Genomic DNA, 23534 nt, shown 5'->3' with positions numbered 1-23534 from the left:
GAGAGGTGCAAGAAGCAGTGAGTTCATTTGATAAGACAATGAAGTTTAACTTCTCTGATGATTCAGCTGAAACCAATGTGAATGAAGTGCTCATAACAGTTTATGACGCACTCCAAGAAAAAGGATACAACCCGATCAATCAAATTGTCGGATACTTGCTGTCAGGCGACCCTGCTTATATTCCAAGACATCAGGATGCACGCAACCTAATTCGTAAACTAGAACGAGACGAATTAATTGAGGAATTGGTTAAATCGTACTTAGAGACACATAAAGAGGCGTAAAACATGAGAATTTTAGGCTTAGATTTAGGCACGAAAACCCTTGGTGTGGCAATCAGTGATGAAATGGGATGGACAGCTCAAGGGATTGAAACCATTAAAATTGATGAAGCAGGCGGAGACTTTGGTCTCAGCCGCCTGTCTGAGATCGTCACGCAATATGGAACGGATAAAATTGTACTTGGTTTTCCAAAAAATATGAACGGTACGGTCGGTCCAAGAGGCGAGGCCAGCCAATCATTTGCGAAAGTGTTAGAAAACACGTACAATGTTCCTGTTGTGCTTTGGGACGAGCGTCTGTCAACGATGGCAGCAGAAAAAATGCTCATCTCTGCAGATGTGAGCAGACAAAAGCGTAAAAAAGTCATTGATAAAATGGCGGCTGTTATGATCCTTCAAGGATACTTAGACAGCTTAAATTAAAATGAGGTGAATCAAATGGAACACGGAGAAAAGCAAATTACAATCGTTGATGATAATGGAAATGAGCAGCTTTGCGAAGTACTATTTACTTTTGAAAGCGACCATTTTAACAAATCATATGTTCTTTACTACCCAATTTCTGAACAAGATAACGAAGAAATTGAAATTCATGCATCAAGCTTCACACCAAACGAAGACGGTGAAGATGGCGAATTAGAGCCAATTGAAACGGATGAAGAGTGGGACATGATTGAAGAAACGTTAAATACGTTCTTAGATCAAGAAGACGAAGAAGAATAGAACGAATAAAAGGCCTGTGAACATGATCTCTGTGATCTTTCTTCACAGGTCTTTTTTTACATTCTATATGTAAACTATTATCGAAATTTAGTTGACATATATTACTCGACCTTTTACGCTATTTTTATCAAAAACATCGAGTGAGGGGTATGAAAATTGAAAATTCACGATATGATGCAAATGGCATTCATGACAGCAGTTATTGGGATGTTAGGATTGATTCCGCCTATTTTTCTTGCGTTTACACCTGTACCAATCACCTTACAAACCGCAGGTCTTTTGCTTGCTGGAGGGCTGTTAAAACCAAAGCAAGCGCTGATTAGTTTACTTCTGTTTCTTCTAATAGTGGCAGCAGGCGCACCTCTTTTATCTGGAGGGAGAGGCGGAATAGGGGTCTTTTTTGGGCCAAGCGGTGGTTTTTTACTTGCTTATCCAGTGGCTGCCTTTATGATCAGCCTGTGGCTGAACCGGCTGAAGAAAGTGACGGCCTTACGCCTATTTTTAATCTATGCGGTATGCAGTATCGGGATATTATATATAGGCGGAATTCCCTTTCAAGCCATGATGATGCATATAAAGATCACGCAAGCAGCTCTGTTCAGCGTCATTTATTTACCGGGTGATCTGATCAAAGCAGGGATATGTGCCGTCTTCACGGTGAAATTCATTCAAGCGATGTCATATCGAAAAAGGGACTTACATAGAGGGAGGCGAGCAGTTTGATGAGAATAACGGAAAGCTATGTAGCTCATGCAAAAGTGAAGCCAGATCAGATGGCGATCATAGATGAAAAAGAGCAGATCACTTATGAAGAATGGCATGAGCGTGTGAAGTCATCTGCACAATGGTTAAAAGAAACGCCTCATCAGCAAAAAAGAGTCGCTTTTTTAGTATCAAATGGTGTTCCGTTTCTCCAACTATTTGCTGGCGCAGCTTCTGCAGGATGGACAGCGGTGCCTCTTGATCCGCGGTGGAGTGACAAGGAATGCGCGGAAAGGCTCTTATTAAGCGAAGCGGACCTTGTCATTGTGGAAGATCGATATATCAAAAGGGTTGAAAAGTACAAGCTGGATATGCCAGTGCTCTCTTTATCTGAATGGAAAGAAAGAATCAGCATCAGCATAAACGTTCAATCGAACAAAAGTGAACCGGAGGAAGATCCTGCTTTTTATATGGGATTTACTTCAGGATCAACGGGATCACCCAAAGCCTTTATAAGACGCCAGCAGTCATGGATTGAGAGCTTTCGCATGACAGCTTCCATCTTTGGGATCACACATAAAGATCATGTGCTGATTTTGGGCACACTTTTATCCTCTCATTTTTTATACGGTGCGATCAGCACACTTTATTTCGGTGGCACTGTGACATTGTTAGAAAAATTTGTGCCAGAGAAAGCAAAGAAAACCTTAGAGAAAGGAGACATCACGGCTATTTATACGGTTCCGACCATGACAGAATCGTTACTGCAAATGGATGCTTTCGGAAAGAATCCGCTTCTTGTCCTGTCGTCTGGTGCAGATTGGGGAAACTCTTCAAAAAAACAGCTCGTCAATCGCAATCCCCACATCACATTTTTTGATTTTTATGGAACATCAGAATTGAGTTTTGTCTCCTATTTATCTTCAGATGACTTTTTGCAAAAGCCTACTTCTGTCGGAAAGCCTTTTCCTTCTATTCAGGTTGAAGTCAGGAGGGCAGATCAAACCGTTTGCCAGCCAAATGAAATAGGGAGAATTTATGTGAAAAGCCCAATGTCTTTTTCAGGCTATTTACAAGATGAAAAGCCGCCCGAAGAGTGGCTGACCGTATATGACATGGGGTGGCTCGACGAAGATGGTTACTTGTATATGAGCGGCCGCGAGAATGGCATGATTGTCTATGGGGGACTGAATATTTTTCCAGAGGAAATTGAGCGTGTGCTGAATGAACAGCCAGAGGTGAATCGGTCAATCGTGATTGGACTTCCTGATCCATATTGGGGCGAAATCCCTGTTGCCATTATTGAGAATGTACAGCAAACAAAACTCATTCGGCAAGCTGTAAAAGAAACATTAGCGGCATACAAAGTACCAAAAAAATGGCTCGTCACGGACAAAATGATCGAAACATCAGGAGGGAAAATCGCTCGTGCCAGTATGAAAAAGTGGGCGGAGGAACAATTATCATGCAAGCCGTGATCGTACAAGCGAAGCGGACGCCCTTCGGTGAGAAAAATGGAATGTTGAAGGATTACCGGCCAGAGCATCTAGCTGCGCCCTTGATCCAGCATTTTTCAAACGTGACCAAGCCAGATGACATCATTTTAGGCAATGTCGTCGGGGGTGGTGGCAACATTGCCCGTCTGTCCTCGTTAGAAGCAGGGCTTTCATTACATATTCCGGGTATGACCATTGATAGGCAGTGTGCTTCCGGTCTTGAAGCCATTAGAACGGCGTGTATCATGATTCAGTCGGGGGAGGGATCAATGTATATCGCTGGTGGAACGGAAAGCATTTCTCGGTCACCAATGAAAGAAAGGGCCCGCTTTTCTCCAGAGTGGATAGGGGACCCTCATATGGGGGAAGCGGCAGAGCTGACGGCGTCGAGATTTTCAGTTGCGAGACAAGAGCAAGATGACTATGCACTTTTAAGCTGGGAACGAAGTATAACCGCATTCAAGCAAGGAACGTATTCAGAAGAAATTGTTCCGATTGGCGGGATGAGTACAGATGAAGCGGCAGCTAAAATAAGACCGATTGCAAGCTTGATAAAGCGGGCAAAACCTGTCTTTTTACCAGGCAAAGGTACTGTGACTGTGACCAATAGCTGTAAAGAAGCAGATGGTGCAGCTGCCGTCGTTGTGATGGAAAGAGCGGAAGCGGAGGCAAAAGGCTTCAGCCCTATGCTGCGGTATATCGGGAGTGCCGTGACCGCTATGGACCCGCATTATCCTGCTGCTTCACCAATTGATGCAATCAAGAAACTTTTACATAAAGAACAAGTGAAGATAGAAGATGTTGCACTTTTTGAAATCAATGAAGCGTTTGCGCTCAAAGTAGTGCTCATTGCCCGGACACTAGGTATTCCTTATGACCGTATCAATAAAAGAGGCGGTGCGCATTGTCTTGGGCATCCATATAGCGCCTCGGGAGCTGCTATGATGGTGAGACTGTTTTACGAAGCCCGCGCCTTACCGAATGGAAGTTATGTCATGGCTGCAATTGGCAGTGGAGGCGGTGTCGGTTTAGCCACACTATGGCAAGTTCTGTCATGACATGCATGAGCAAGTAATTGCCGAACTCCGTCGAATCATGTACTATAAAAGCTAGATGTGAGGAGGGCCATGCATGTTTTCAGAACAAAAGAAACGACCATTTTTTAAACGAAAAATGGGGATCGTCCTGTTATCTGTACTTGCTGTGATCATCATTGCAGCATTATCAGGTTTTTTATATGTAAAATCAGCACTCGGGCCGGTCGATCAAAAAAGCAAACAAACCATTAATATTCATATTCCAAATGGGACATCTGTCAGCGGAATTGCGAGCATTTTAAAAGAAAATGAGCTGATTTCAAATGACACGATTTTCACTTACTATGCAAAGTACAAAAAAGCGTCAGGCTTTAAAGCGGGCTATTTTCATCTCAAACAAACAATGGATGCGGATCAGCTAATTCAAAAGCTGACATCTGGCGGGACAGATTACGCATTTCAGCTTGTGATACCTGAAGGGAAACAGTTGTCTGATATTGCAACTATTATCGCAAACCAGACGAATTTTTCAGCGAAGGAAGTTGAAGCGAAGCTGGATGATCCAGCCTTTATTAAAAAATTGATGAAAAAATACCCGAAAACGGTGACATCACAAGTGAACGGGAAACAGGTCAAGCATCCGTTAGAGGGATATTTATTCCCGGCGACGTATCCGTTTTATCGTGAGGATGAATCACTTGAAACCATCATTGACACGATGATTAAACAAACAGATCAATATGTGAAAACGTATGAAAAGGACATGAAAAAGAGAAAGATGTCCATCCATGATGTCCTAACGATGGCATCCCTGATAGAAATGGAAGCAACCGAAAAAACAGACCGGTCAAAAATCTCAAGTGTGTTTTATAACCGGTTGAAAAAGGACATGCCGCTTCAAACAGATCCAACCGTTCTTTATGCGCTTGGCGAGCATAAGTCCCGTGTTTATTACAAAGATTTAAAAGTGAAATCACCTTATAATACGTATACCAACAAAGGACTGCCGCCTGGACCTATTGCCAATGCTGGAGAATCTTCTTGGAAAGCAGCACTCCATCCAGAGAAAACAGATTTTGTTTACTTCCTAGCAAAGAAAAATGGGGAAGTCGTCTTTACGAAAACGTTAAATGAGCACAACAAAGCGAAAGCGAAATACATCACAGGCAGCAACTAGCGCTCATGTGAAAGGAAAAAGACTGTAGACAATGGTGAAATTGCCTGCAGTTTTTTTCGTTGTTATATCCATTTTATAGGTTCGCAATTACCACATCTTTGTGGTAAAATATATCGGGTTGTTTTTACTTAGATGAACGAAAGATTGACGAGAAAGAGAGCTGCAGCAGGCAGGACTCTTCTTTTTCAGGTCATGAAGGAGCTAGACATATAATGACAATCGAAGATGATCAAATAAATGATTATATTGAAGATTTAATTGAGCCGAGTCCTGATGCCATCGCTCAATTAGAGGAGTATGCGAAAGAGCATCATGTGCCAATCATGGAAAAGGTGAGCATTGAACTGTTATTGCAGCTGCTTTCTTTGAAAAAACCGAAGAAGATTCTTGAGGTTGGGACAGCGATTGGCTATTCAGCGATTCGAATGGCAGAAGCTCTGCCAGATGCTGAAATCTATACGATTGAGCGAAATGCGAAACGTTATGAGGAAGCGACACGGAATATTGAAGAATTGCATTTCAAAGATAGAATTCACGTGTTTTTTGGCGATGCGATCGAATCAGCTAAAACGGTTCAGACGATGGCGCCCTATGATGTGATCTTCATTGATGCGGCAAAAGGTCAGTATCAACGCTTTTTTGAGCTGTTTGAACCGATGCTGTCCGATGACGGAATGATTATTACAGACAACGTATTATTTAAAGGCTTAGTTGCGACAAATTATGAAGAAGAAATTGAAGATAAACGAAAAAAACAATTAATAGGCAAAATTGATCGATACAATCAATGGCTGATGTCAAATCCTGACTACCAAACGTGTATCATTCCGGTTGGAGATGGGATCGCTATTAGTACAAAAAGAGGTGACCAATCATGAAAAAACCAGAATTGCTTGTGACGCCAAGCAAGGTGTCGGATGTACTGCCGCTCATTGAAGCGGGTGCTGACGCATTTTTAATAGGTGAACAAACATATGGAATCCGTCTTGCAGGTGAGTTTTCAAGAGAAGATGTGAAACAAACGGTTCGACTTGCACATGCACATCACAAAAAAGTATATGTCGCCATGAATGCGATTTTTCATAATGACCGTGTGGCACTGCTTGGAGATTATTTAACCTTTCTCGATGGGTTAAACGTGGATGGTGTCGTTTTTGGAGATCCGGCCGTGATCATGGCCGCAAAAGAAACAGGTGTCAACTTGAATCTGCACTGGAGTACAGAAACAACTGGGACAAACTATTACACTTGTAACTACTGGGGCAGAAAAGGCGCAACACGTGCTGTTCTTGCCAAAGAACTCAATATGGATAGCGTGATTGATATCAAAGAAAACGCCGAAGTGGAGATTGAAATTCAAGTCCACGGCATGACCTGTATGTTCCAATCCAAACGGACACTTGTTGGCAACTATTTTGAATATCAAGGCAAACAAATGGACGTGGAAGGCAGAAATATGGAAGAAGGTCTATTCCTTCACGACCAGGAGCGTCAAAACAAATATCCTATTTTTGAGGATGAAAATGGCACACACATTATGAGTCCAAATGATGTATGTATGATTGATGAATTAGAAGAATTTGTTGACGCAGGCATTGACTCATTTAAAATTGACGGAATTTTAAAGTCACTTTCTTATATGACAGAGGTGACATCCCTCTATCGAAAAGCCATTGATTTACTAGTGACTGATAAGGAAGCCTATGAAGATCAGAAAGATGAATGGGTGGAGCGTATTGAAGAGATCCAGCCTGTCAATCGTTCAATCGATACAGGGTTCTTCTTTAAAGAAACGGTTTATTAAGATAAAAGGAGGCAGAGGAAATGGCACTTTTAAAAGATGGAATTTCTGAAGTGATCGATGGAAAACGTGTCATTACAAAAAAACCAGAACTGCTAGCGCCAGCAGGTAACTTAGAAAAACTAAAAATTGCTGTGCATTATGGAGCAGACGCTGTTTTTATTGGTGGGAAAGAATTTGGACTTCGTTCAAATGCAGATAACTTTTCAATCGAAGAAATGGCAGAAGGTGTCGCATTTGCGAACAAATACGGTGCTCGCATTTATGTGACAACGAATATTTTCGCCCACAACGAAAACATGGACGGGCTGGAAGAATATCTTCAAGGGATTGAAGGAGCCGGTGTAGCGGGAATTATTGTCGCTGATCCACTCATCATTGAAACATGCAAACGAGTAGCTCCAAAGCTTGAAGTTCACTTGAGCACACAGCAGTCTCTTTCGAATTGGAAAGCGGTGCAGTTTTGGAAGGAAGAGGGGCTTGAGCGTGTGGTCCTTGCACGTGAAACAAGCGCCCTAGAGATTAAAGAAATGAAAGAAAAAGTGGATATTGAAATTGAAACGTTCATTCACGGGGCGATGTGTATTGCTTATTCTGGCCGCTGCGTGCTCAGTAACCATATGACAGCGAGAGATTCAAACCGCGGAGGCTGCTGCCAATCTTGCCGCTGGGATTATGATCTTTATAAACTAGAAGGCTCTGAGGAAGCGCCTTTATTCGGTGAAGAAGACGCACCATTTGCGATGAGTCCAAAAGATTTAAAACTCATCGAATCCATACCGCAAATGATCGAAATGGGAATTGATAGCTTAAAGATCGAAGGACGAATGAAGTCCATTCATTATGTAGCAACAGTTGTCAGTGTCTATCGTAAAGTCATTGATGCTTACTGTGCGGATCCAGACAATTTCGTCATTCAACAAGAATGGCTCGATGAATTAGACAAATGTGCCAACCGTGACACGGCTCCTGCCTTTTTTGAAGGTGTACCAGGAACGGATGAACAAATGTTTGGCATTCACGGAAAGAAAACGACCTTTGATTTCGTCGGTCTTGTACTTCATTATGATGAACAAGAACAAATTGTCACATTACAGCAGCGTAATTTCTTTAAAGCTGGCGACGAAGTTGAATTTTTCGGTCCAGAAATTGAAAATTTCACATGCAAGATTGAGACGATTTGGGACGAAAAAGGGAACGAACTCGATGCCGCTCGTCATCCACTGCAAATTGTGAAATTTAAGCTTGATCAAAAAGTATACCCTAGCAACATGATGAGAAAGGGGAAATAACCGGCACATGGGGAAAAAACCAGTGGTGATTGGAATCGCTGGCGGCTCGGGTTCAGGTAAAACGAGCGTCACCAATTCCATTTACGAAAAATTTAAAGGACATTCAATCCTCATGCTTCAGCAAGATTTATATTATAAAAATCAAAGTCATATGCCCTTTGAAGAGCGCCTGCTGACAAACTATGATCATCCGCTTGCATTTGACAATGACCTGATGATTGAGCATGTAGAAGCGCTGCTAAAGTACGAGTCCATTGAAAAACCAATTTATGATTTTAAACTAAACACACGTTCAGAAGAGACGGTACATGTTGAACCAAAGGATGTCATCATCGTTGAAGGAATCTTCGCCCTTGAAAACGAACGTCTAAGAAACTTAATGGATATTAAACTGTATGTGGATACAGATGCAGATCTTCGGATCATTCGCCGTATTTTACGTGATACGAAAGAAAGAGGCAGATCGATTGATTCCGTGATTGAACAATATGTATCTGTCGTCAGACCGATGCACAATCAATTCATTGAACCGTCAAAACGATACGCGGATATCATCATTCCAGAAGGTGGACAAAACCATGTGGCCATTGACCTCATGGTCACAAAAATTCAAACGATTCTTCAAAACCGCGGAGAGTAAATGGTGGAGAAGAACAAAGACCTTTACGACGTAAAGGTCTTTTCAACATCCTGCTCTTGTAGTCAATACTTTAGTAATGGCTAGTCCGAAATCATCGGTGAGCATTGTAAGAAGCAGTCCTCTGAATAAAAGATTTGATATGATAGGAAAACAATGCTGCGAAATGGAGACAGGAAAATCACGATGGGATGCTGAAAGTTTCAGTTATTCCTGATTTGTAAAAGTATATTAAAAAAACGACAAACAAATCATCACAAATTTTCAAACAATTCTTGATCAAAATGCAATTTTGTAATAATATAGCATAGACATATCGTACACTGACCATATTATGTATTGGAAGATGGAGAATGGATAAGCTATTCTTCTACATATGATCGAAATGGCCGAACGAGGTACAGGAGCTTCCTGTGCCTTTCCACAGTTTGTGCGATGAAGATAATATATCATCATGAGACCGCTGCTGTTCCTGCCTAATAAAAAGGCATAATAGTTGCATCTAAAAGGGACGCCATGTAAGATGGACTTTTACGAATATGGGACAGAAGGAATGAGGGCCGGAATATGTCCTCATTCTTGTATATTTCAGTCGTCACTCACATGCAGAAAGCTTGTATGATGAGGATTAATAGAAGGAGTGAATGATTCATGGCACAAGAGAAAGTATTTCCAATGACAGAAGAAGGAAAGCGCAAATTAGAAGAAGAGCTTGAATATTTGAAAACGGTTAAACGTAAAGAGGTTGTAGAGCGTATTAAAATCGCTAGAAGTTTTGGAGACCTCTCTGAAAACTCGGAATATGATTCTGCTAAAGAAGAGCAAGCGTTTGTAGAAGGTCGTATTACAACGCTTGATAATATGATTCGTAATGCCAAAATTATTGAAGATGAAGGTAACTCAAATATTGTTTCACTCGGTAAAACGGTGACATTCGTTGAATTACCGGACGGTGAAGAAGAGTCTTATACGATTGTAGGAAGTGCAGAAGCTGATCCGTTTGAAGGCAAAATTTCAAACGATTCACCAATTGCAAAAAGCCTTTTAGGCAAACAAGTAGACGACAAAGTCACGGTTCAAACACCTGGCGGAGAAATGTTCGTCCAAATTGTAAAAATTTCATAATTACGTTTATACGATAAACACCTCGTCCACAATAGGGACGAGGTGTTTTTATGCTGAAAACAAGAAGAATCCAATGGACAGGTGTCATTATTTTTATCTTATTGCTCGGTCTCCTATTTAGACTAGCGGAAATTCAGTTGTTTTTCACAGAATCTTTTTCAAAGCTGGATATTAATTTGATCCAAGAAAGTGTCAGGCAGCGGACAGAAGAAGTAGTCATTTCAGACGGACGCGGTGAATTTTTAGATCGAAACGGCGAGGCACTTCTCACAAAAGAAGAGCCTGCGGTCATCATATTTCCTTTCCTGCAATATGACCTCCCTCACTTAAAGCAAACCGCTTCTATACTTGAGATGGAAGAAGATGAATTGAAGAGCCAGCTGACAGAAACGAAGAAACCACTCATTTTAAAAGATGATATCACGAAAAAAAAGCTAAAAGACATCAATGATATGAAATATTCAGGTGTTTACGGCGTATATATGAAAGAGAAGGACAAAAAAAGACTTGCCCTCCACACATTAGGTTTCACAAGCGAGAATCCAGAACTCTTGAGAAAACGTTATCCGGACAAAAAAGAGCTTTCAATCCGCACTGAGATCGGTACATTCGGTTTGGAAAGTACATTTGACGAATTTCTATTACCAGAGCAAGACACAAAATTGTTATATCATGTGGACGGAAGGGGAAACCCTTTGTTTGGGATGGACGTCAAATATACAGCAGAAGCTCATTCGTTTTATCCGCTGCAAGTGCAGACAACCATAGACGAAGACATGCAAAGGGAAATGGAGAATGTTCTCAAAGCACAAGGTGTTGAAAAAGGCGGAGCGGTTCTGCTCGACATTCAAAATAGCAGTGTGCTGGCGATGGCGAGTGTTCCAAATGTGACCAGCAAAAACCGGCATGAGGCAAGAAACTACATGCTGACCGCAATGGCTCCCGGTTCTGTATTTAAAACAGTCGTACTTGCCGCAGCGATTGAAAAAAACTTGAACCAGCCACAAACGATGTATGATTGTCGAAAGAATTTATATGGAGAGCCAGAAGGAAAGCAGGAAGTACTGAATCTGTCTGAAAGCTTTGCGCAAAGCTGTAATTATACATTTGCGACACTCGCTGAGCAGCTCATCCAAACAGATGATCAAATTCTTGAAAAGACAGCTTCAAAGCTTGGGCTTGTGGATCGAGCCGGCTGGGAAGGGGATGTATACCATAAGCAACAATTCAAACAGTTTGATCGTGAAGAAACAGGTAGTGTGTGGGGAGATAAAAGAGACAAGCATGTCAAAAAAGCCATTGCGCAAACGGCGATTGGTCAAAAAAATGTCAAAACAACCCCCTTACAAATTGCCAATATGATGGCAACGATTGCAAGGGGTGGAGAACGAAAAGAAGTGAGGATTGCAGATAAAGTGATGTATCAAAACGGAACAACGATGCTATCCTTTCAAAACAAACGACCTGATGGTGACAGTATTGACCGCTATACAGCTCAAACCTTGCAAAAGTACTTAAGGCAGGTGGTGACGTCTGACAAAGGAACAGGAAGAAGATTTCAAGACCTGCCGTTCCATATAGCAGGGAAATCAGGCACTGCCCAAACCGGCAGCAAAGATAAACAGGGGAATCCACTTTATCACAAGTGGTTTGCCGGATACTTTCCGGCAGAAAAACCAACATACGCTCTCGTCGTTGTTCACCTTGATGAGGCAAGTGGCCGGGCTAAGACAAATGAAGCGTTTTATGATATTGTAAAAAAGGTCAATGAAATTGAAAAGAAACAGACATAGAACATCCCTTCATGTCATGTTAGAATAGTAACGACTTAGGGAACAGAGGCAAAGGAGTGCAGAGATTTTGAGTAGAAATTCTCGATTTGAACATCGTGATAAGCGCAGAAAGGCGAATATGGTGCTTAACATATTAATTGGTATCGTTGTGGTGCTTATTTTGGTTGTCGCATCGAGTTTGTTAATTTTTAATAAACCGAAAGATACAAATGTAGCAGACGAACCATCCAAAACAGCACCGGCATCGAGTGAAAATAAACAAAACTCAGAAGAAGATGTGAAAGATCAAAAGAAAGATACATCCGATGATGCGGATGCGAAAAAAGACGATTCATCTGACAAAAAAGACGATACAAAGAAAACAGATGATGAAGAAGAGCCAAACAAAGATGCGTTAAAAGATGCCACAGAAACAGATGGTGGTAAAACAAGTGACGTAGACAAAACATATGAAAACGATAACTGGGAGCCTGTAGGAACAGAGCAATCGGGATCACATACAGCAACCTATGATGCTAACTCAAAAGACTGGAAAGAAATGATCAAAGCCATGTCCTATGCGACAGGGATCTCAGAAGATCAAATGACTGTTATTTGGTTAGGAAATAACGGAGGACCTCAAGATGCAAAAGGAACCATCCGTGATAAATCAACAGGTGAACGCTACCGTGTAGAAATTACGTGGGTGGACGAAAAAGGCTGGAAACCTGTGAAGGTTGAAAAATTAAAATAAAATAAAAAAGATGCATGCAAAAAGGCTAAAATGAACTTCATTTTAGCCTTTTTCTTCTTTTCAGCGTGATAGAAAACCTTTGCAGTCTAGGAAGGACTAGCACCGGCGCACAGACCTGACTGCCTACACGCTGATCTTTTTTTATGAGACATTCGCTTTAAAATGAACAACTGCTGTATACAAAATCTTATCATCAATGACAGTCGTTTGATGACTCACAGAATGAACAGTCAGCAAGATCGCCTGATTATGTTCAATTTGTTTTTGGATCTTTTGTTCAAGTTCTTTTAAAGACGTTGCTTCAAAAAATTCAATTTTGTCCTTTAAAAAATCCAGTTGAAAATCCATTTCATTCATCCCTCCATGCTCTAGATTCATCATAATCTCTCCCATTCAAAAGGGCAAATATTTTTCTACCCCACTCAGTATTTTTTAGTAGGAAAGAATCAGAAGATGTGGTAGGATAGGAACTGTTCGACGGAATAAAACATACTATACAGATAGGAATAAATAGATAAAGTGGAGGGAAAGAAAAATGGGACGTGAGTTTCTTTCTTTATTTGATCATTGGGCTGAATCTTATGATGACACTGTAAGTGGTCATGACGAGCAGTATAAAGAAGTGTTTCGCCGGTATCCGGCCATTCTAAAAGAGATTACTCGCCGTGCAGGTCAACATGTCATTGAGTTTGGAAGCGGCACAGGAAACCTAACGGCGGCACTGCTTCAAGCAGATAAGAAAGTGTTTGGTGTTGAACCTTCAGAGGCCATGAAGAAAGCGGCTCTTCAAAAAGGAATACCAAATGTATTTCATGACGGAGATTTTTTATCGTTTCCAGCCCCACCTTTTGAGCCTGATACGATCGTCAGTTCATATGCTTTCCATCATTTAACGGACGAAGAAAAAAAACAAGCCATCCACACCTATGGCAACATCCTTCCCTCAGGTGGTAAAATAGTCTTTGCTGATACAATGTTTCAAAATCAAGCAGCACATCAAGCTGCAACGAACAAAGCGAAAGCCGCTGGGTTCGATCAGCTTGCAGAGGATTTAGAAACGGAATATTATCCATCCATAGGTGTGTTAAAGCAAATCTTTGAAGAAGAAGGTTTTAGCACATCTTTTCATCAAATGAATGATTTTGTGTGGATCGTAGAAGCGAAGAAAAGGGAATGAAAGGATGTTTTTGATTTGAAAATCGCAGTGATAGGTGCAATGGAAGAAGAAGTGACGATTTTAAGAGACCAACTAAAGAATGCCACACAAGAAAACATCGCTGGGTGTGAATTTACAACAGGTGTTTATGAAGATAAAGAAGTGATTTTATTAAAATCAGGGATTGGAAAAGTAAATGCAGCGGTCAGCACAACACTTCTGCTTGACCGCTTTCAGCCAGATTATGTGATCAATACGGGATCAGCTGGCGGTTTCCATCACTCATTAAATGTAGGTGATATTGTCATCTCTACAGATGTTAGACATCATGATGTGGACGTGACGATCTTTAATTACGAATATGGACAAGTGCCAGGATTACCAGCTGCTTTCATCGCAGATGATCAGCTTGTGAAGCTGGCAGAGGAATCTGCTTCAGAAATCGATCATATTCAAGTGGCAAAAGGAACGATTGCAACAGGAGATTCATTTATGGATGATCCTAGTCGTGTCGCGTTTGTGAGAGAGAAATTTCCAGAGCTGTATGCAGTGGAAATGGAGGCAGCAGCAGTTGCGCAAGTTTGTCATCTATTTGAAACGCCATTTGTGGTCGTTCGAGCGTTGTCAGATATTGCTGGGAAAGAATCCAATATCTCTTTTGATCAATTTCTAGAGCAAGCAGCGATTCACTCAACAGACCTTGTCCTGCGTATGATAAAGCAAACACAATAAAAGAAGGGGTTTCCCCCTTCTTTTCCATACAAAGGAAGGGATTTATATGGCTGTCATACATGATATTACGGAATTAATCGGCCACACACCGCTTTTAAAACTGTCAGGGATGGGTGTGCCGGCAGGTGTTGACGTTTATGCAAAACTTGAAATGATGAACCCAGGCGGAAGTATTAAGGATCGCTTAGGTGATATGCTGATTAAAGAAGCGCTGGCATCGGGCAAACTGCGCCCAGGCGGAACCATTATTGAAGCAACTGCAGGAAACACAGGCATCGGGCTTGCGCTAAGTGCAAGAAAACATCAATTGCATCCGATCTTCTGTGTACCAGAACATTTTAGTCAAGAGAAACAACAGCTCATGAAGGCGCTTGGTGCAGAGATTATTCATACACCAAGAAAAGATGGGATGAAGGGTGCGATTGATCGAGCCCTTGAACTAGAGGCAAGCCTTGACAATGCTTATTGTGTCTTACAATTTAAAAACCAAGTAAATCCATTGACTTACTATAAAACGCTTGGGCCAGAAATATGGTCTGACCTCCAGGGAAACATAGACGTGTTTGTAGCAGGAGCGGGCTCTGGCGGAACGTTTCAAGGCTGTGCTGCCTATTTAAAAGAGCAAAAAGAAGCGCTAAAAACAGTGATCGTGGAACCAGAAGGATCTATTTTAAATGGCGGAAAGCCGGGACCGCATAGAACGGAAGGAATTGGCCTTGAATTTATTCCAGATTATATGGAATCGACTTTATTTGACGAGATTTATACCGTCAGTGACGATGATGCTTTCCGAATGGTGAAAGAAGCAGCTGAAAAGGAAGGTGTTCTGATCGGAAGCTCGTCTGGAGCCGCTCTATTTGCCGCTTTAGAGGAAGCGAAAAAGGCATCACCTGGGACGGTGATCGTCACTATTTTTCCTGATAGCAGTGAACGTTATCTAAGTAAAGGTATTTATGAGGGAGGAAAATAAAATGAAGCCAAAAACAATGATGATTCATAGTGGAATCACTGGTGATGAAAAAACAGGAGCGGTGTCGGTTCCTATTTACCAAGTCAGCACCTATAAGCAGCCTAAAGCAGGCGAGCACACTGGATATGAATATTCCAGAACTGCGAATCCAACAAGAACAGCACTGGAAACAGTCATTCGTGATCTTGAAGGCGGGGCAAACGGCTATGCATTCGGTTCAGGGATGGCTGCAATTACAGCTGTGATGATGCTGTTTAACAGCGGAGATCATATCGTACTGACTGACGACGTGTACGGCGGAACCTATCGTGTGATGACAAAGGTGCTCAACCGGATTGGCATTAAAGCCACATTTGTAGACACAAGTGATCCTGAAGCGGTGAAAAAAGCAATTTTACCAGAAACAAAAGCCGTCTATATTGAATCACCAACCAATCCATTGCTGAAAATGACCGATCTACAAGCCATAAGCCGGATCACAAAAGAAGCTGGCATCTTGATGATTGTCGATAATACGTTTTTTACCCCATATTTTCAAAAGCCGATTTCAAATGGGGCTGACATTGTCTTGCACAGTGCCACAAAATATTTAGGCGGCCATAGTGATGTGGTGGGCGGACTTGTCGTGACAGCTACTGAAGAGCTTGGTGAAGAATTGCACTTTGTTCAAAACTCTACAGGCGGTATTCTTGGACCGCAAGATGCGTGGCTTCTAATGCGAGGAATGAAAACGCTCGGACTAAGAATGGAAGCACATCAACAAAACGCGCAGAAAATCGCTGAGTTTTTAGAACAGCATCCTGCGATTACACGTGTCTATTACCCAGGTTTAAGCGCTCACCCAGGTCATGAGCTTGCAAAAACTCAAGCAACAGGCTTTGGCGGTATGATTTCTTTTGATATTGGAAAAGAAGAAAATGTCGACGTGTTTTTAAGCCAATTGAAATTGTTTACAATCGCAGAAAGCCTAGGGGCGGTTGAAAGTTTAATCTCTGTTCCTGCTCGCATGACCCATGCATCTATTCCAAAAGAGCGCAGAGAAGAGCTTGGCATCACAGATGGATTAATCCGTATTTCTGTCGGTATTGAGGATATTGATGACTTATTACATGATATTGAACAAGGGCTCGACGCAGTAACGAATGGATAGATTTACATGCCCCTCACTTTCTCTCACTATGGTAAGCTATCAATAGACATTGATAACGGGAAGGTGAATCAAGTGAAGAAAAAGTGGGATGGTTTAGTGACAGATTACAAGCAATACGCTTTTATTTTGCTTGCTGTCAGCACCTTTTTATATATTGGTACGATTTTACCGAATCAGCACATAGAAGCATCACCAAAAATGCTGATGATGGCAGTTGATTGTGTTTTCCTATTGGCTGCTTTCCTTTGCGTGAAACGTGCGATCTTTTTTCAAAAAAAGCTACAAGAACTAGATGAAGATTAAGCAAAAAGTCTCCTCATATGATGAGGAGACTTTCAGCGTGTAGACAAACCCTCGCATTCTTTGTCAGTCCTGTGTGCCGGTGCTCACGAATGTCAAATTCGCTCCGCGCCGGTACTCGTCCTTCCTAGAATTCAAAGGTTTTCTATCACGCTGAAAAGAAGACAAAGGGCTAAAATCAAGTTCATTTTAGCCCTTTGTCAACAGTCTGAAGTTTCCTCATGTGATGAGGAAACTTTTTTTAATTGCACTGGATAATCGGACAAGAATCACTGTAGAAATTTAGTCAAACACACAAAAATCATCTAATTTACTAAAAACAGGTTTACAAAATGGTGCTTGCTGGATATACTTACAAAGTAATTAAAAACGTAAAGGAGGCTGAAGAATATGTTATTCGTATCTACTTGTGATCAATTCAACAACCAATTTCATCATGTCATCAGCCTGTGGAAGAGCTCGTGTCCTTCCTTTACCTTTTACGGTTCACGCTACAAAACTGTTTAAGTAAACGAGGATTTCACGTATCATCCATCGCAGGTTAGAAGACACTGTCTTTTGATCTGCATTTTTGTGTGCCCGCAGGTCAACTGATAAAGAAGATCTGCGGGCTATTTCGCGTGCTGCGAACTGAAGGGAGGTGAGCGTATATGACAATCCATTTATTTTTTATTACTTTGACGATCCAACGTAAATACAAGGACATTGAAACCGTTCTTTATGAACAACAAGTCGAAACGTTTTATGAAGAAATGAAGCAGAAACAACTAAAGTACATGAACTAAAAAGGACAATAAAAACATGAAAAGGAGGAGATTGACATGTTTATGATGCTTGCAATGCTTGATTGTTATACAAGGGAGAAGGACCAGGTTTAGACACGCTCCACATTGATCACCTGCACATATGATAACCGTAAAAGGAGATTGTGAGGTGATCAATGAATGTCGATGTCACCATATATGAGGTTTCCGTCAGTGGGGCACGGGTATGCGTCTATTCCGCATTCTTTAAAGCACGGATACGGCAATCCATACAGAATGCAAAGAGAGCAAGAAGAAATGCTCAGACGCTATATGTACAATTATCCAACTTATTGGTATTAAAGAAAAGGAGCAGGAAACGTTATCGTTTCCTGCTCCTTTTACATTAGCAAATCCAGCTTGCACCGATGATGATTAACAAAATGAACAGTACAACAAGCAATGCGAATCCGCCTGCAAAACCGCCACCGTAGCCACCGCAGTAGCCTCCAGAATAACCGCCAAAGCCCATAATCTAGCACCACCTTTATCTAATCAAGATACATTCATAAAATATGCAGCTCATGCAGAAAACGAAATCAATCTGAGCACAATTAATGAAAATGCCTATTTGTTTAAATATTTTTCATTACGTGCGAAACATTTTCAGAAAAGGTGCCGTCTAATAAAAGACAAAGAAATTAGGACTAGGTCTTAACTTTTGTTAGGCGAGAGCCGATATGAAAAGTAAGAAAATTCGTAAATAGTTTTATTTACTGGTGCAAAGCAGGTGTTGACATTGATTCAAAGCTGGATTGGAAAACAAATGAGGGAACCAAAGGGCTTGTTCTCAAAATGGGTTGCCCGCTATATGGAAAAAAATCATCATAATATCAATCAATGGACGATTCAACTCTTAAATATACAAGAAAACGACCGGATTTTAGAAATTGGTACTGGAAGAGGTATGACATTATCTAAAGTAGCGGAAAAACTTGATCGAGGAAAAGTATATGGAATCGATGCTTCGCGTCATATGGTAAAATACGCGAAAAGAAAACATAAGAGGCTTGTCGAGCAGGAAAAAGCCGTTATCACACTTGGAAAAGCTGAGAAATTACCTTTTGAAGACAGATCATTCAATAAATTGTTCACAGTGCAGACCATCTATTACTTGCCAGATATCGAACAAGTCATGAAAGAGGTATATCGTGTTCTTCAAGTGGATGGAGAAGTATTCTTATCTTTTCAAAAGCAGGAACTAATGAAGGAACAAAAACGCTCGCAGTCTCTTTCAACGTACAGTGAAGAAGACATCAGCTGTCTTTTTTCAGCGTATCACTTTAGAGACGTCTCTGTTTACCATTATGATACATACATCTGTATCAAAGCCTTAAAATGATGAAAATATTTCCCAGGTAATGAACAAGCACTCAAAAAAAGGCTCTTCGCCAGAAGGGCCTTTTTTGCATGTGGGAATTGATCATTCATCAATAAAAAAGACTCTTCACAAGAAGAGTCTTTTGCATTCATTTCATATGTAGGGGCCAGCCAGGTGTGTAAGGAATGATAGTATATATAAGGAATTTGTTTGTCGATTAAGGATACCTGTCTGGCTTATTCCTTATATCGACAATGTTCTGCAAATGTTTAGCTTTTTTTTCAATATTTTCTTTTTTATTTGACTGGAAAATACATTTTTCTCTCCTAGATAGACATTTGTCACTTATTTTTTGAGTCAATGTGCGGTTAAAAGAAGGAAAAAGCCCGAGAAAGAGAGAATTTTGGAGAGACTTCATTTTTAAACAAAAAGGGAGGAATGAAAACATGTCGGGAAACAAAGGTGTCGTTTACAAAGGAGCAGGAAATGTAGCAGTTGAGGATATTGGATACCCTGATTTGGTTTTAAGGGATGGCCCTGGTGTACCTAAAGCCAATGTTGGACGTAAGTGTGAGCATGGCGTCATTTTAAAAGTGGTGACAACAAACATTTGCGGGAGCGACCAGCATATGGTAAGAGGGCGCACAACTGCGCCTGAAGGACTTGTCCTTGGTCATGAAATTACTGGTGAAGTCGTTGAAGTTGGACGAGATGTAGAGTTTATCCAAAAGGGTGATCTCGTATCAGTTCCGTTTAATATTGCCTGTGGCCGTTGCGTCATGTGTAAGGAACAAAAAACCCATGTGTGTTTAAATGTGAACCCGGATCGACCTGGCTCAGCTTATGGTTATGTAGATATGGGCGGATGGGTTGGCGGCCAATCAGAGTACGTCATGGTGCCATATGCTGATTTCCAGCTGCTTAAATTTCCGGACAAAGATCAGGCGATGGAGAAAATACTTGATTTGACGATGCTTTCCGATATTTTCCCGACAGGTTTTCATGGTGCGTATTCGGCTGGCGTAAAACCAGGCTCTACTGTCTATATTGCTGGTGCAGGGCCAGTAGGTCTTGCAGCAGCGCATTCCGCTCAGCTCCTTGGCGCTTCTGCTGTCATCGTCGGCGATCTCAATGAACAAAGGCTCGAACAGGCGAGAAGCTTTGGCTGCGAAACGATTAATTTACGAAAACATGATCGAATCGGTGAACAAATGACAAACATCCTTGGGGAGCCAGAAGTCGACTGTGCGGTCGATTGTGTCGGTTTTGAAGCTTCAGGTCATGGAGATCAAGGAGAAGCACCAGCCACCGTTTTAAATACAATTATGGATATTACCAAAGTTGGCGGTAAGCTTGGAATTCCAGGACTTTACGTCACAGAAGATCCAGGTGCTGTGGATGAAGATGCAAAAGTTGGATCTCTGAAAGTGCGAATTGGACTTGGCTGGGCCAAAGCCCATACTTTTGTGACAGGCCAAACCCCTGTCATGCAATATCACCGCAGCTTGATGAAATCTATTTTAAGCGGAAGGGCACAAATCGCCAAAGCCGTTAATGCAACCGTCATTTCCCTTGATCAAGCCCCTAAAGGATATAGCGATTTTGATTCGGGTGTGGCGAAGAAATTTGTGATTGACCCGCATGGCATGATTTCTAAATAATGATCCATCGAAAAAAACTTACAGGATTTTTCCTGTAAGTTTTTTGTGTTTTTAAATATAAAAAGGTGTTGCTATTTCTGATGCATTTCATGCTAAAAGCACAATCATCATAAAAGATTATGAAGATAACAAGTATTAAAAAGTGCCTCACTTGCTTTATTAGGGCCTAATGGTGAAGTAATTGATTGGCATGGTTCAATAAGTTGACTAGGTATCGTGTATACATGAGTGGTATGATAGACGACAACATCTCATGAGAGAAAGGATAGGATAAACGATGAACTTTCACAATAAAACAGTTGTCATCACTGGCGCAGCCAATGGAATTGGTGAGTCGATCGCGTATGGCTATGCGAAAGAAGGGGCGCGTGTTGTGCTTGCGGATATTGACGAAGAGAAGGGCAAGCGCTTGGAAGATCAGCTGAAAAAGGAGTCCTTTGAGGCTTTTTTTAAAAAGACGGATGTGAAACAAGAGAAGGATATTCAAGACATCATGTCGGCTGCTGTGGCTCGTTATCAAACGATCGATATTCTCATCAATAATGCAGGGGTTATGTGTACAAAATCGCCTTATGAGCTAACGGTTGATGAGTTTGATCATGTGCTGCATACAAACCTACGAGGTGCTTTTTTATGTGCAAGGGAAGCGGCACGTTATATCAAAGAGAATCCAAACGGCGGTTCCATTGTGAATATTTCATCTACCCGTGCGACCATGTCAGAGCCTCATACAGAAGCGTATGCTGCATCAAAAGGCGGGATATCAGCACTTACTCATGCGCTGGCTGCTTCTTTTAGTCAGGATCACATAACAGTAAACAGCATTTCCCCTGGATGGATTGAAACGAAGGATGAGAAAAGCCTGCGAGAAATTGACCATCAGCAGCACCTTTCTAATCGAGTAGGAACGCCAAAGGATATTGTCAAAGCTTGTTTTTATTTAACAGATGAAGACAATCAATTTGTGACAGGAACCGATTTGGTTGTTGATGGCGGCATGACTAGAAAAATGATTTATGCGGATTAACATGAAAAAATATTGACGCCTTGACGGAGGCGCAGTACAATATAGAACAATTCAGCTGAAGATCGTGATGAAAAAAAGATAAAGCGCAAATAGAGAAGAGTATGTAATGGCTGCCTCACACAGAGAACTCCGTGAAGCTGAGAAGGAGCTGGGAAGCGTTACAGAACCAAGCCTCTTAGCTCTGCACCGGATTCATTGTGATGGTGATGCAGCGGCATTCTCCCGTTATAGAGAAGGGTTAGCGATAACCTGCTAAGGTTCATCTGGTAACAGGTGAATGAACTGAGGTGGCAACGCGGAGTCAATCCCGTCCTCAAGACAGAAATGTCTTGGGGGCGGGATTTTTTTATGACAAAAAGGAGGGCACCACGATGAAAAAACATTGGCGGGATATGAGCATGTTACTTGGAGCGATTGGTATTGCGAACATAGGAGAATGGATTTATATGATTGCTCTCCATCTGCTGATTTTTCAGGAAACGGGCTCCGTTCTTGCTGTAACAGCCGTCTATATGTTAAGACCTGTCTCGGCTCTTTTAACAAATAGCTGGTCTGGTAGTTTAATAGATAGACTGAATCAGCGGAATGTCATGATCAGTCTAGATTTATGCCGGGCCATTCTGATTGCTTGTTTACCCTTTGCCTTATTTTCAGGCCACTTATTGATCGTATATGTGATGCTATTTCTCATTCATATGGCACAAGCCATGTTTCATCCAGCTTCGATGGTGTATATGACAGCACTAATCCCGGCGGATAAACGAAAACGGTTTAATGCCATTCGATCTTTGCTTCAGTCTGGTGGATTTTTACTCGGACCCGCCGTAGCAGGGTTGCTTTTTCTCATTGGTACACCAGTCCTTTCAATTTATGTAAATGCAATCTGCCTTTTGATATCTGCTGTTTTGACGATGTGTTTACCGACTTTGTCAAAAGCAGCCGGGGCACAAAAAGGCTTTTCTCTCTCAGTATTAAAGGAAGATGCAAAACTTGTACTTCATTTCAGTCTCACATCCCGGCAAGTGATGGCCGTGTATTTATTATTTAGTGCCGCCATCACGGTGCTACCGACTGCGATTGACTCACTTGAAGCAGCTTTTGCAAAGGAAGTGCTGATGTTGACCAATACCGAATATGGGTTTCTTGTCAGTGTAGCTGGAGCAGGGATTATCGCAGGGGCATGTCTTAATACGGTCATTGTCGAAAGGCTGCCTATCTCAGTGATGCTTGGTGCGGGAAGTTTGTTTGTGGCTTTTGGATACTTGATCTATGCTTTTTCAAGCACATTGACTGTCGCAGCAGCTGGCTTTTTTGTTCTCGCTTTCTTTTTAGCATTTGCAAACACCGGTTTTATGACTTTTTATCAAACGAATATCCCGGTAGAGGTTATGGGGAGAGTGGCAAGTTTTTATGCGTTATGTGAAGCTGTTCTGACGATGATGATGACAGGAATATGCGGCGCATTGGCGCATGTTTTATCGATACGTACTTCTGTCATGATTGGCAGCCTATGTATGTTTCTTATTTGTCTGTTGCTATGTTTTGTCATTTTTCGTCCATTGACTGTCAAAAAAATAGTGCATCTTACTTAGAAAATTAAAAAAATTATGTTATCAT

The 23534-nt window shown here is 41.5% G+C and carries 26 protein-coding genes and 1 pseudogene; 25 read left to right on the top strand and 2 right to left on the bottom strand.

The window, feature by feature from the left end; translation table 11 throughout:
* Window positions 1-17 precede the first annotated feature (17 nt).
* From NSQ70_RS12150 to NSQ70_RS12085, 14 genes are all read left to right on the top strand, one after another.
* A complete protein-coding gene (locus tag NSQ70_RS12150; protein WP_024718370.1) occupies window positions 18-284 on the top strand; it encodes an IreB family regulatory phosphoprotein in 267 nt (88 codons plus the stop codon).
* Between the two features lie 3 nt (window positions 285-287).
* Complete coding sequence (gene ruvX / locus NSQ70_RS12145; RefSeq protein WP_024718369.1) at window positions 288-704, top strand: Holliday junction resolvase RuvX; 417 nt, start codon at window positions 288-290, stop codon at window positions 702-704.
* Between the two features lie 15 nt (window positions 705-719).
* The gene (locus NSQ70_RS12140) at window positions 720-1004 is read left to right on the top strand and encodes a DUF1292 domain-containing protein (RefSeq protein WP_017358102.1); all 285 of its coding nucleotides are present in this window, start codon (window positions 720-722) and stop codon (window positions 1002-1004) included.
* Between the two features lie 156 nt (window positions 1005-1160).
* Window positions 1161-1727: a biotin transporter BioY gene (locus tag NSQ70_RS12135; RefSeq protein WP_342502183.1), complete on the top strand. Its 567-nt coding sequence runs from the start codon at window positions 1161-1163 to the stop codon at window positions 1725-1727.
* Window positions 1727-3184 carry an acyl-CoA synthetase gene (locus NSQ70_RS12130; RefSeq protein WP_342502182.1) on the top strand — a complete coding sequence of 486 codons (1458 nt, stop codon included), beginning with the start codon at window positions 1727-1729 and terminating at the stop codon, window positions 3182-3184. The genes NSQ70_RS12135 and NSQ70_RS12130 overlap by 1 nt, the downstream gene beginning before the upstream one ends.
* Window positions 3172-4260: an acetyl-CoA C-acyltransferase gene (locus NSQ70_RS12125; protein WP_342502181.1), complete on the top strand. Its 1089-nt coding sequence runs from the start codon at window positions 3172-3174 to the stop codon at window positions 4258-4260. The genes NSQ70_RS12130 and NSQ70_RS12125 overlap by 13 nt, the downstream gene beginning before the upstream one ends.
* A gap of 73 nt (window positions 4261-4333) precedes the next feature.
* Window positions 4334-5416, top strand: coding sequence for an endolytic transglycosylase MltG (mltG, locus tag NSQ70_RS12120; RefSeq protein ID WP_024718365.1), 1083 nt, complete (start codon window positions 4334-4336; stop codon window positions 5414-5416).
* 212 nt (window positions 5417-5628) lie between these two features.
* Window positions 5629-6294, top strand: coding sequence for an O-methyltransferase (locus NSQ70_RS12115; RefSeq protein WP_008342672.1), 666 nt, complete (start codon window positions 5629-5631; stop codon window positions 6292-6294).
* Window positions 6291-7220, top strand: a complete 930-nt coding sequence (locus NSQ70_RS12110) for a peptidase U32 family protein (RefSeq protein WP_039167102.1) — start codon at window positions 6291-6293, stop codon at window positions 7218-7220. Before NSQ70_RS12115 ends, NSQ70_RS12110 begins: the two co-directional genes overlap by 4 nt.
* A gap of 20 nt (window positions 7221-7240) precedes the next feature.
* A complete protein-coding gene (locus tag NSQ70_RS12105) occupies window positions 7241-8509 on the top strand; it encodes a U32 family peptidase (RefSeq protein WP_017358097.1) in 1269 nt (422 codons plus the stop codon).
* 7 nt (window positions 8510-8516) lie between these two features.
* Window positions 8517-9149: a uridine kinase gene (udk, locus tag NSQ70_RS12100; RefSeq protein ID WP_007501435.1), complete on the top strand. Its 633-nt coding sequence runs from the start codon at window positions 8517-8519 to the stop codon at window positions 9147-9149.
* Window positions 9150-9797: 648 nt separating this feature from the next.
* Window positions 9798-10271, top strand: a complete 474-nt coding sequence (gene greA, locus NSQ70_RS12095; protein ID WP_007501433.1) for a transcription elongation factor GreA — start codon at window positions 9798-9800, stop codon at window positions 10269-10271.
* A 50-nt stretch (window positions 10272-10321) separates the two neighbouring features.
* Entirely contained in the window at window positions 10322-12064 is a 1743-nt protein-coding gene (locus tag NSQ70_RS12090; RefSeq protein WP_342502180.1) for a penicillin-binding protein 2, read from the top strand.
* 67 nt (window positions 12065-12131) lie between these two features.
* On the top strand, window positions 12132-12797 hold the full coding sequence (locus tag NSQ70_RS12085; protein WP_017367687.1) for a YrrS family protein: 666 nt from the start codon (window positions 12132-12134) through the stop codon (window positions 12795-12797).
* A gap of 141 nt (window positions 12798-12938) precedes the next feature.
* On the opposite strand, the gene NSQ70_RS12080 is transcribed toward NSQ70_RS12085, so the two are convergent.
* Complete coding sequence (locus tag NSQ70_RS12080) at window positions 12939-13145, bottom strand: YrzA family protein (protein ID WP_024718362.1); 207 nt, start codon at window positions 13143-13145, stop codon at window positions 12939-12941.
* Window positions 13146-13332: 187 nt separating this feature from the next.
* Here NSQ70_RS12080 and NSQ70_RS12075 point away from each other — a divergent pair, with 187 nt between their 5' ends.
* The 7 genes from NSQ70_RS12075 (at window position 13333) to NSQ70_RS12045 (ending at window position 18211) form a co-directional block, all read left to right on the top strand.
* Window positions 13333-13974 carry a class I SAM-dependent methyltransferase gene (locus tag NSQ70_RS12075; protein ID WP_041506826.1) on the top strand — a complete coding sequence of 214 codons (642 nt, stop codon included), beginning with the start codon at window positions 13333-13335 and terminating at the stop codon, window positions 13972-13974.
* A gap of 15 nt (window positions 13975-13989) precedes the next feature.
* The gene (mtnN, locus tag NSQ70_RS12070; protein ID WP_039167112.1) at window positions 13990-14685 is read left to right on the top strand and encodes a 5'-methylthioadenosine/S-adenosylhomocysteine nucleosidase; all 696 of its coding nucleotides are present in this window, start codon (window positions 13990-13992) and stop codon (window positions 14683-14685) included.
* A gap of 46 nt (window positions 14686-14731) precedes the next feature.
* On the top strand, window positions 14732-15655 hold the full coding sequence (locus tag NSQ70_RS12065) for a cysteine synthase family protein (RefSeq protein ID WP_007501427.1): 924 nt from the start codon (window positions 14732-14734) through the stop codon (window positions 15653-15655).
* A gap of 1 nt (window position 15656) precedes the next feature.
* Window positions 15657-16805 carry a bifunctional cystathionine gamma-lyase/homocysteine desulfhydrase gene (locus tag NSQ70_RS12060; RefSeq protein ID WP_039167115.1) on the top strand — a complete coding sequence of 383 codons (1149 nt, stop codon included), beginning with the start codon at window positions 15657-15659 and terminating at the stop codon, window positions 16803-16805.
* 72 nt (window positions 16806-16877) lie between these two features.
* The gene (locus NSQ70_RS12055) at window positions 16878-17108 is read left to right on the top strand and encodes a YrhC family protein (protein ID WP_061420905.1); all 231 of its coding nucleotides are present in this window, start codon (window positions 16878-16880) and stop codon (window positions 17106-17108) included.
* 647 nt (window positions 17109-17755) lie between these two features.
* Window positions 17756-17890 carry a YrzI family small protein gene (locus tag NSQ70_RS12050; RefSeq protein ID WP_008342648.1) on the top strand — a complete coding sequence of 45 codons (135 nt, stop codon included), beginning with the start codon at window positions 17756-17758 and terminating at the stop codon, window positions 17888-17890.
* Window positions 17891-18055: 165 nt separating this feature from the next.
* Complete coding sequence (locus tag NSQ70_RS12045; protein ID WP_223255651.1) at window positions 18056-18211, top strand: hypothetical protein; 156 nt, start codon at window positions 18056-18058, stop codon at window positions 18209-18211.
* Window positions 18212-18254: 43 nt separating this feature from the next.
* Here NSQ70_RS12045 and NSQ70_RS12040 read toward each other — a convergent pair.
* Window positions 18255-18329, bottom strand: a pseudogene (locus tag NSQ70_RS12040) (YjcZ family sporulation protein); the annotation flags it as partial.
* Between the two features lie 318 nt (window positions 18330-18647).
* Here NSQ70_RS12040 and NSQ70_RS12035 point away from each other — a divergent pair.
* The 4 genes from NSQ70_RS12035 (at window position 18648) to NSQ70_RS12020 (ending at window position 23509) form a co-directional block, all read left to right on the top strand.
* The gene (locus NSQ70_RS12035; RefSeq protein ID WP_081114971.1) at window positions 18648-19250 is read left to right on the top strand and encodes a methyltransferase domain-containing protein; all 603 of its coding nucleotides are present in this window, start codon (window positions 18648-18650) and stop codon (window positions 19248-19250) included.
* A 425-nt stretch (window positions 19251-19675) separates the two neighbouring features.
* The gene (fdhA, locus tag NSQ70_RS12030; RefSeq protein WP_017367682.1) at window positions 19676-20890 is read left to right on the top strand and encodes a formaldehyde dehydrogenase, glutathione-independent; all 1215 of its coding nucleotides are present in this window, start codon (window positions 19676-19678) and stop codon (window positions 20888-20890) included.
* A 277-nt stretch (window positions 20891-21167) separates the two neighbouring features.
* Window positions 21168-21917, top strand: coding sequence for a glucose 1-dehydrogenase (locus tag NSQ70_RS12025; RefSeq protein ID WP_025207689.1), 750 nt, complete (start codon window positions 21168-21170; stop codon window positions 21915-21917).
* A 371-nt stretch (window positions 21918-22288) separates the two neighbouring features.
* Window positions 22289-23509: an MFS transporter gene (locus NSQ70_RS12020; RefSeq protein WP_342502179.1), complete on the top strand. Its 1221-nt coding sequence runs from the start codon at window positions 22289-22291 to the stop codon at window positions 23507-23509.
* Window positions 23510-23534: the final 25 nt, after the last annotated feature.

Origin of the sequence: Bacillus sp. FSL R5-0397 (genome assembly GCF_038593395.1) — a bacterium.
In the GTDB taxonomy this organism is placed as follows: domain Bacteria; phylum Bacillota; class Bacilli; order Bacillales; family Bacillaceae; genus Bacillus; species Bacillus altitudinis.
Note: the sequence above shows the minus strand (reverse complement) of the source record. Positions and strands in the feature narration are given on the sequence as shown.

Excerpts from the sequence above, each read along its gene's own strand:
- ruvX (WP_024718369.1), top strand. The coding sequence starts at position 288 with ATGAGAATTTTAGGCTTAGATTTAGGCACGAAAACCCTTGGTGTGGCA.
- NSQ70_RS12140 (WP_017358102.1), top strand. The coding sequence starts at position 720 with ATGGAACACGGAGAAAAGCAAATTACAATCGTTGATGATAATGGAAAT.
- NSQ70_RS12130 (WP_342502182.1), top strand. The coding sequence starts at position 1,727 with ATGAGAATAACGGAAAGCTATGTAGCTCATGCAAAAGTGAAGCCAGAT.
- NSQ70_RS12125 (WP_342502181.1), top strand. The coding sequence starts at position 3,172 with ATGCAAGCCGTGATCGTACAAGCGAAGCGGACGCCCTTCGGTGAGAAA.
- mltG (WP_024718365.1), top strand. The coding sequence starts at position 4,334 with ATGTTTTCAGAACAAAAGAAACGACCATTTTTTAAACGAAAAATGGGG.
- NSQ70_RS12115 (WP_008342672.1), top strand. The coding sequence starts at position 5,629 with ATGACAATCGAAGATGATCAAATAAATGATTATATTGAAGATTTAATT.
- NSQ70_RS12110 (WP_039167102.1), top strand. The coding sequence starts at position 6,291 with ATGAAAAAACCAGAATTGCTTGTGACGCCAAGCAAGGTGTCGGATGTA.
- NSQ70_RS12105 (WP_017358097.1), top strand. The coding sequence starts at position 7,241 with ATGGCACTTTTAAAAGATGGAATTTCTGAAGTGATCGATGGAAAACGT.
- udk (WP_007501435.1), top strand. The coding sequence starts at position 8,517 with ATGGGGAAAAAACCAGTGGTGATTGGAATCGCTGGCGGCTCGGGTTCA.
- greA (WP_007501433.1), top strand. The coding sequence starts at position 9,798 with ATGGCACAAGAGAAAGTATTTCCAATGACAGAAGAAGGAAAGCGCAAA.
- NSQ70_RS12090 (WP_342502180.1), top strand. The coding sequence starts at position 10,322 with ATGCTGAAAACAAGAAGAATCCAATGGACAGGTGTCATTATTTTTATC.
- NSQ70_RS12080 (WP_024718362.1), bottom strand. The coding sequence starts at position 13,145 with ATGGATTTTCAACTGGATTTTTTAAAGGACAAAATTGAATTTTTTGAA.
- NSQ70_RS12075 (WP_041506826.1), top strand. The coding sequence starts at position 13,333 with ATGGGACGTGAGTTTCTTTCTTTATTTGATCATTGGGCTGAATCTTAT.
- NSQ70_RS12065 (WP_007501427.1), top strand. The coding sequence starts at position 14,732 with ATGGCTGTCATACATGATATTACGGAATTAATCGGCCACACACCGCTT.
- NSQ70_RS12060 (WP_039167115.1), top strand. The coding sequence starts at position 15,657 with ATGAAGCCAAAAACAATGATGATTCATAGTGGAATCACTGGTGATGAA.
- NSQ70_RS12050 (WP_008342648.1), top strand. The coding sequence starts at position 17,756 with ATGACAATCCATTTATTTTTTATTACTTTGACGATCCAACGTAAATAC.
- NSQ70_RS12045 (WP_223255651.1), top strand. The coding sequence starts at position 18,056 with ATGTCACCATATATGAGGTTTCCGTCAGTGGGGCACGGGTATGCGTCT.
- fdhA (WP_017367682.1), top strand. The coding sequence starts at position 19,676 with ATGTCGGGAAACAAAGGTGTCGTTTACAAAGGAGCAGGAAATGTAGCA.
- NSQ70_RS12025 (WP_025207689.1), top strand. The coding sequence starts at position 21,168 with ATGAACTTTCACAATAAAACAGTTGTCATCACTGGCGCAGCCAATGGA.
- NSQ70_RS12020 (WP_342502179.1), top strand. The coding sequence starts at position 22,289 with ATGAAAAAACATTGGCGGGATATGAGCATGTTACTTGGAGCGATTGGT.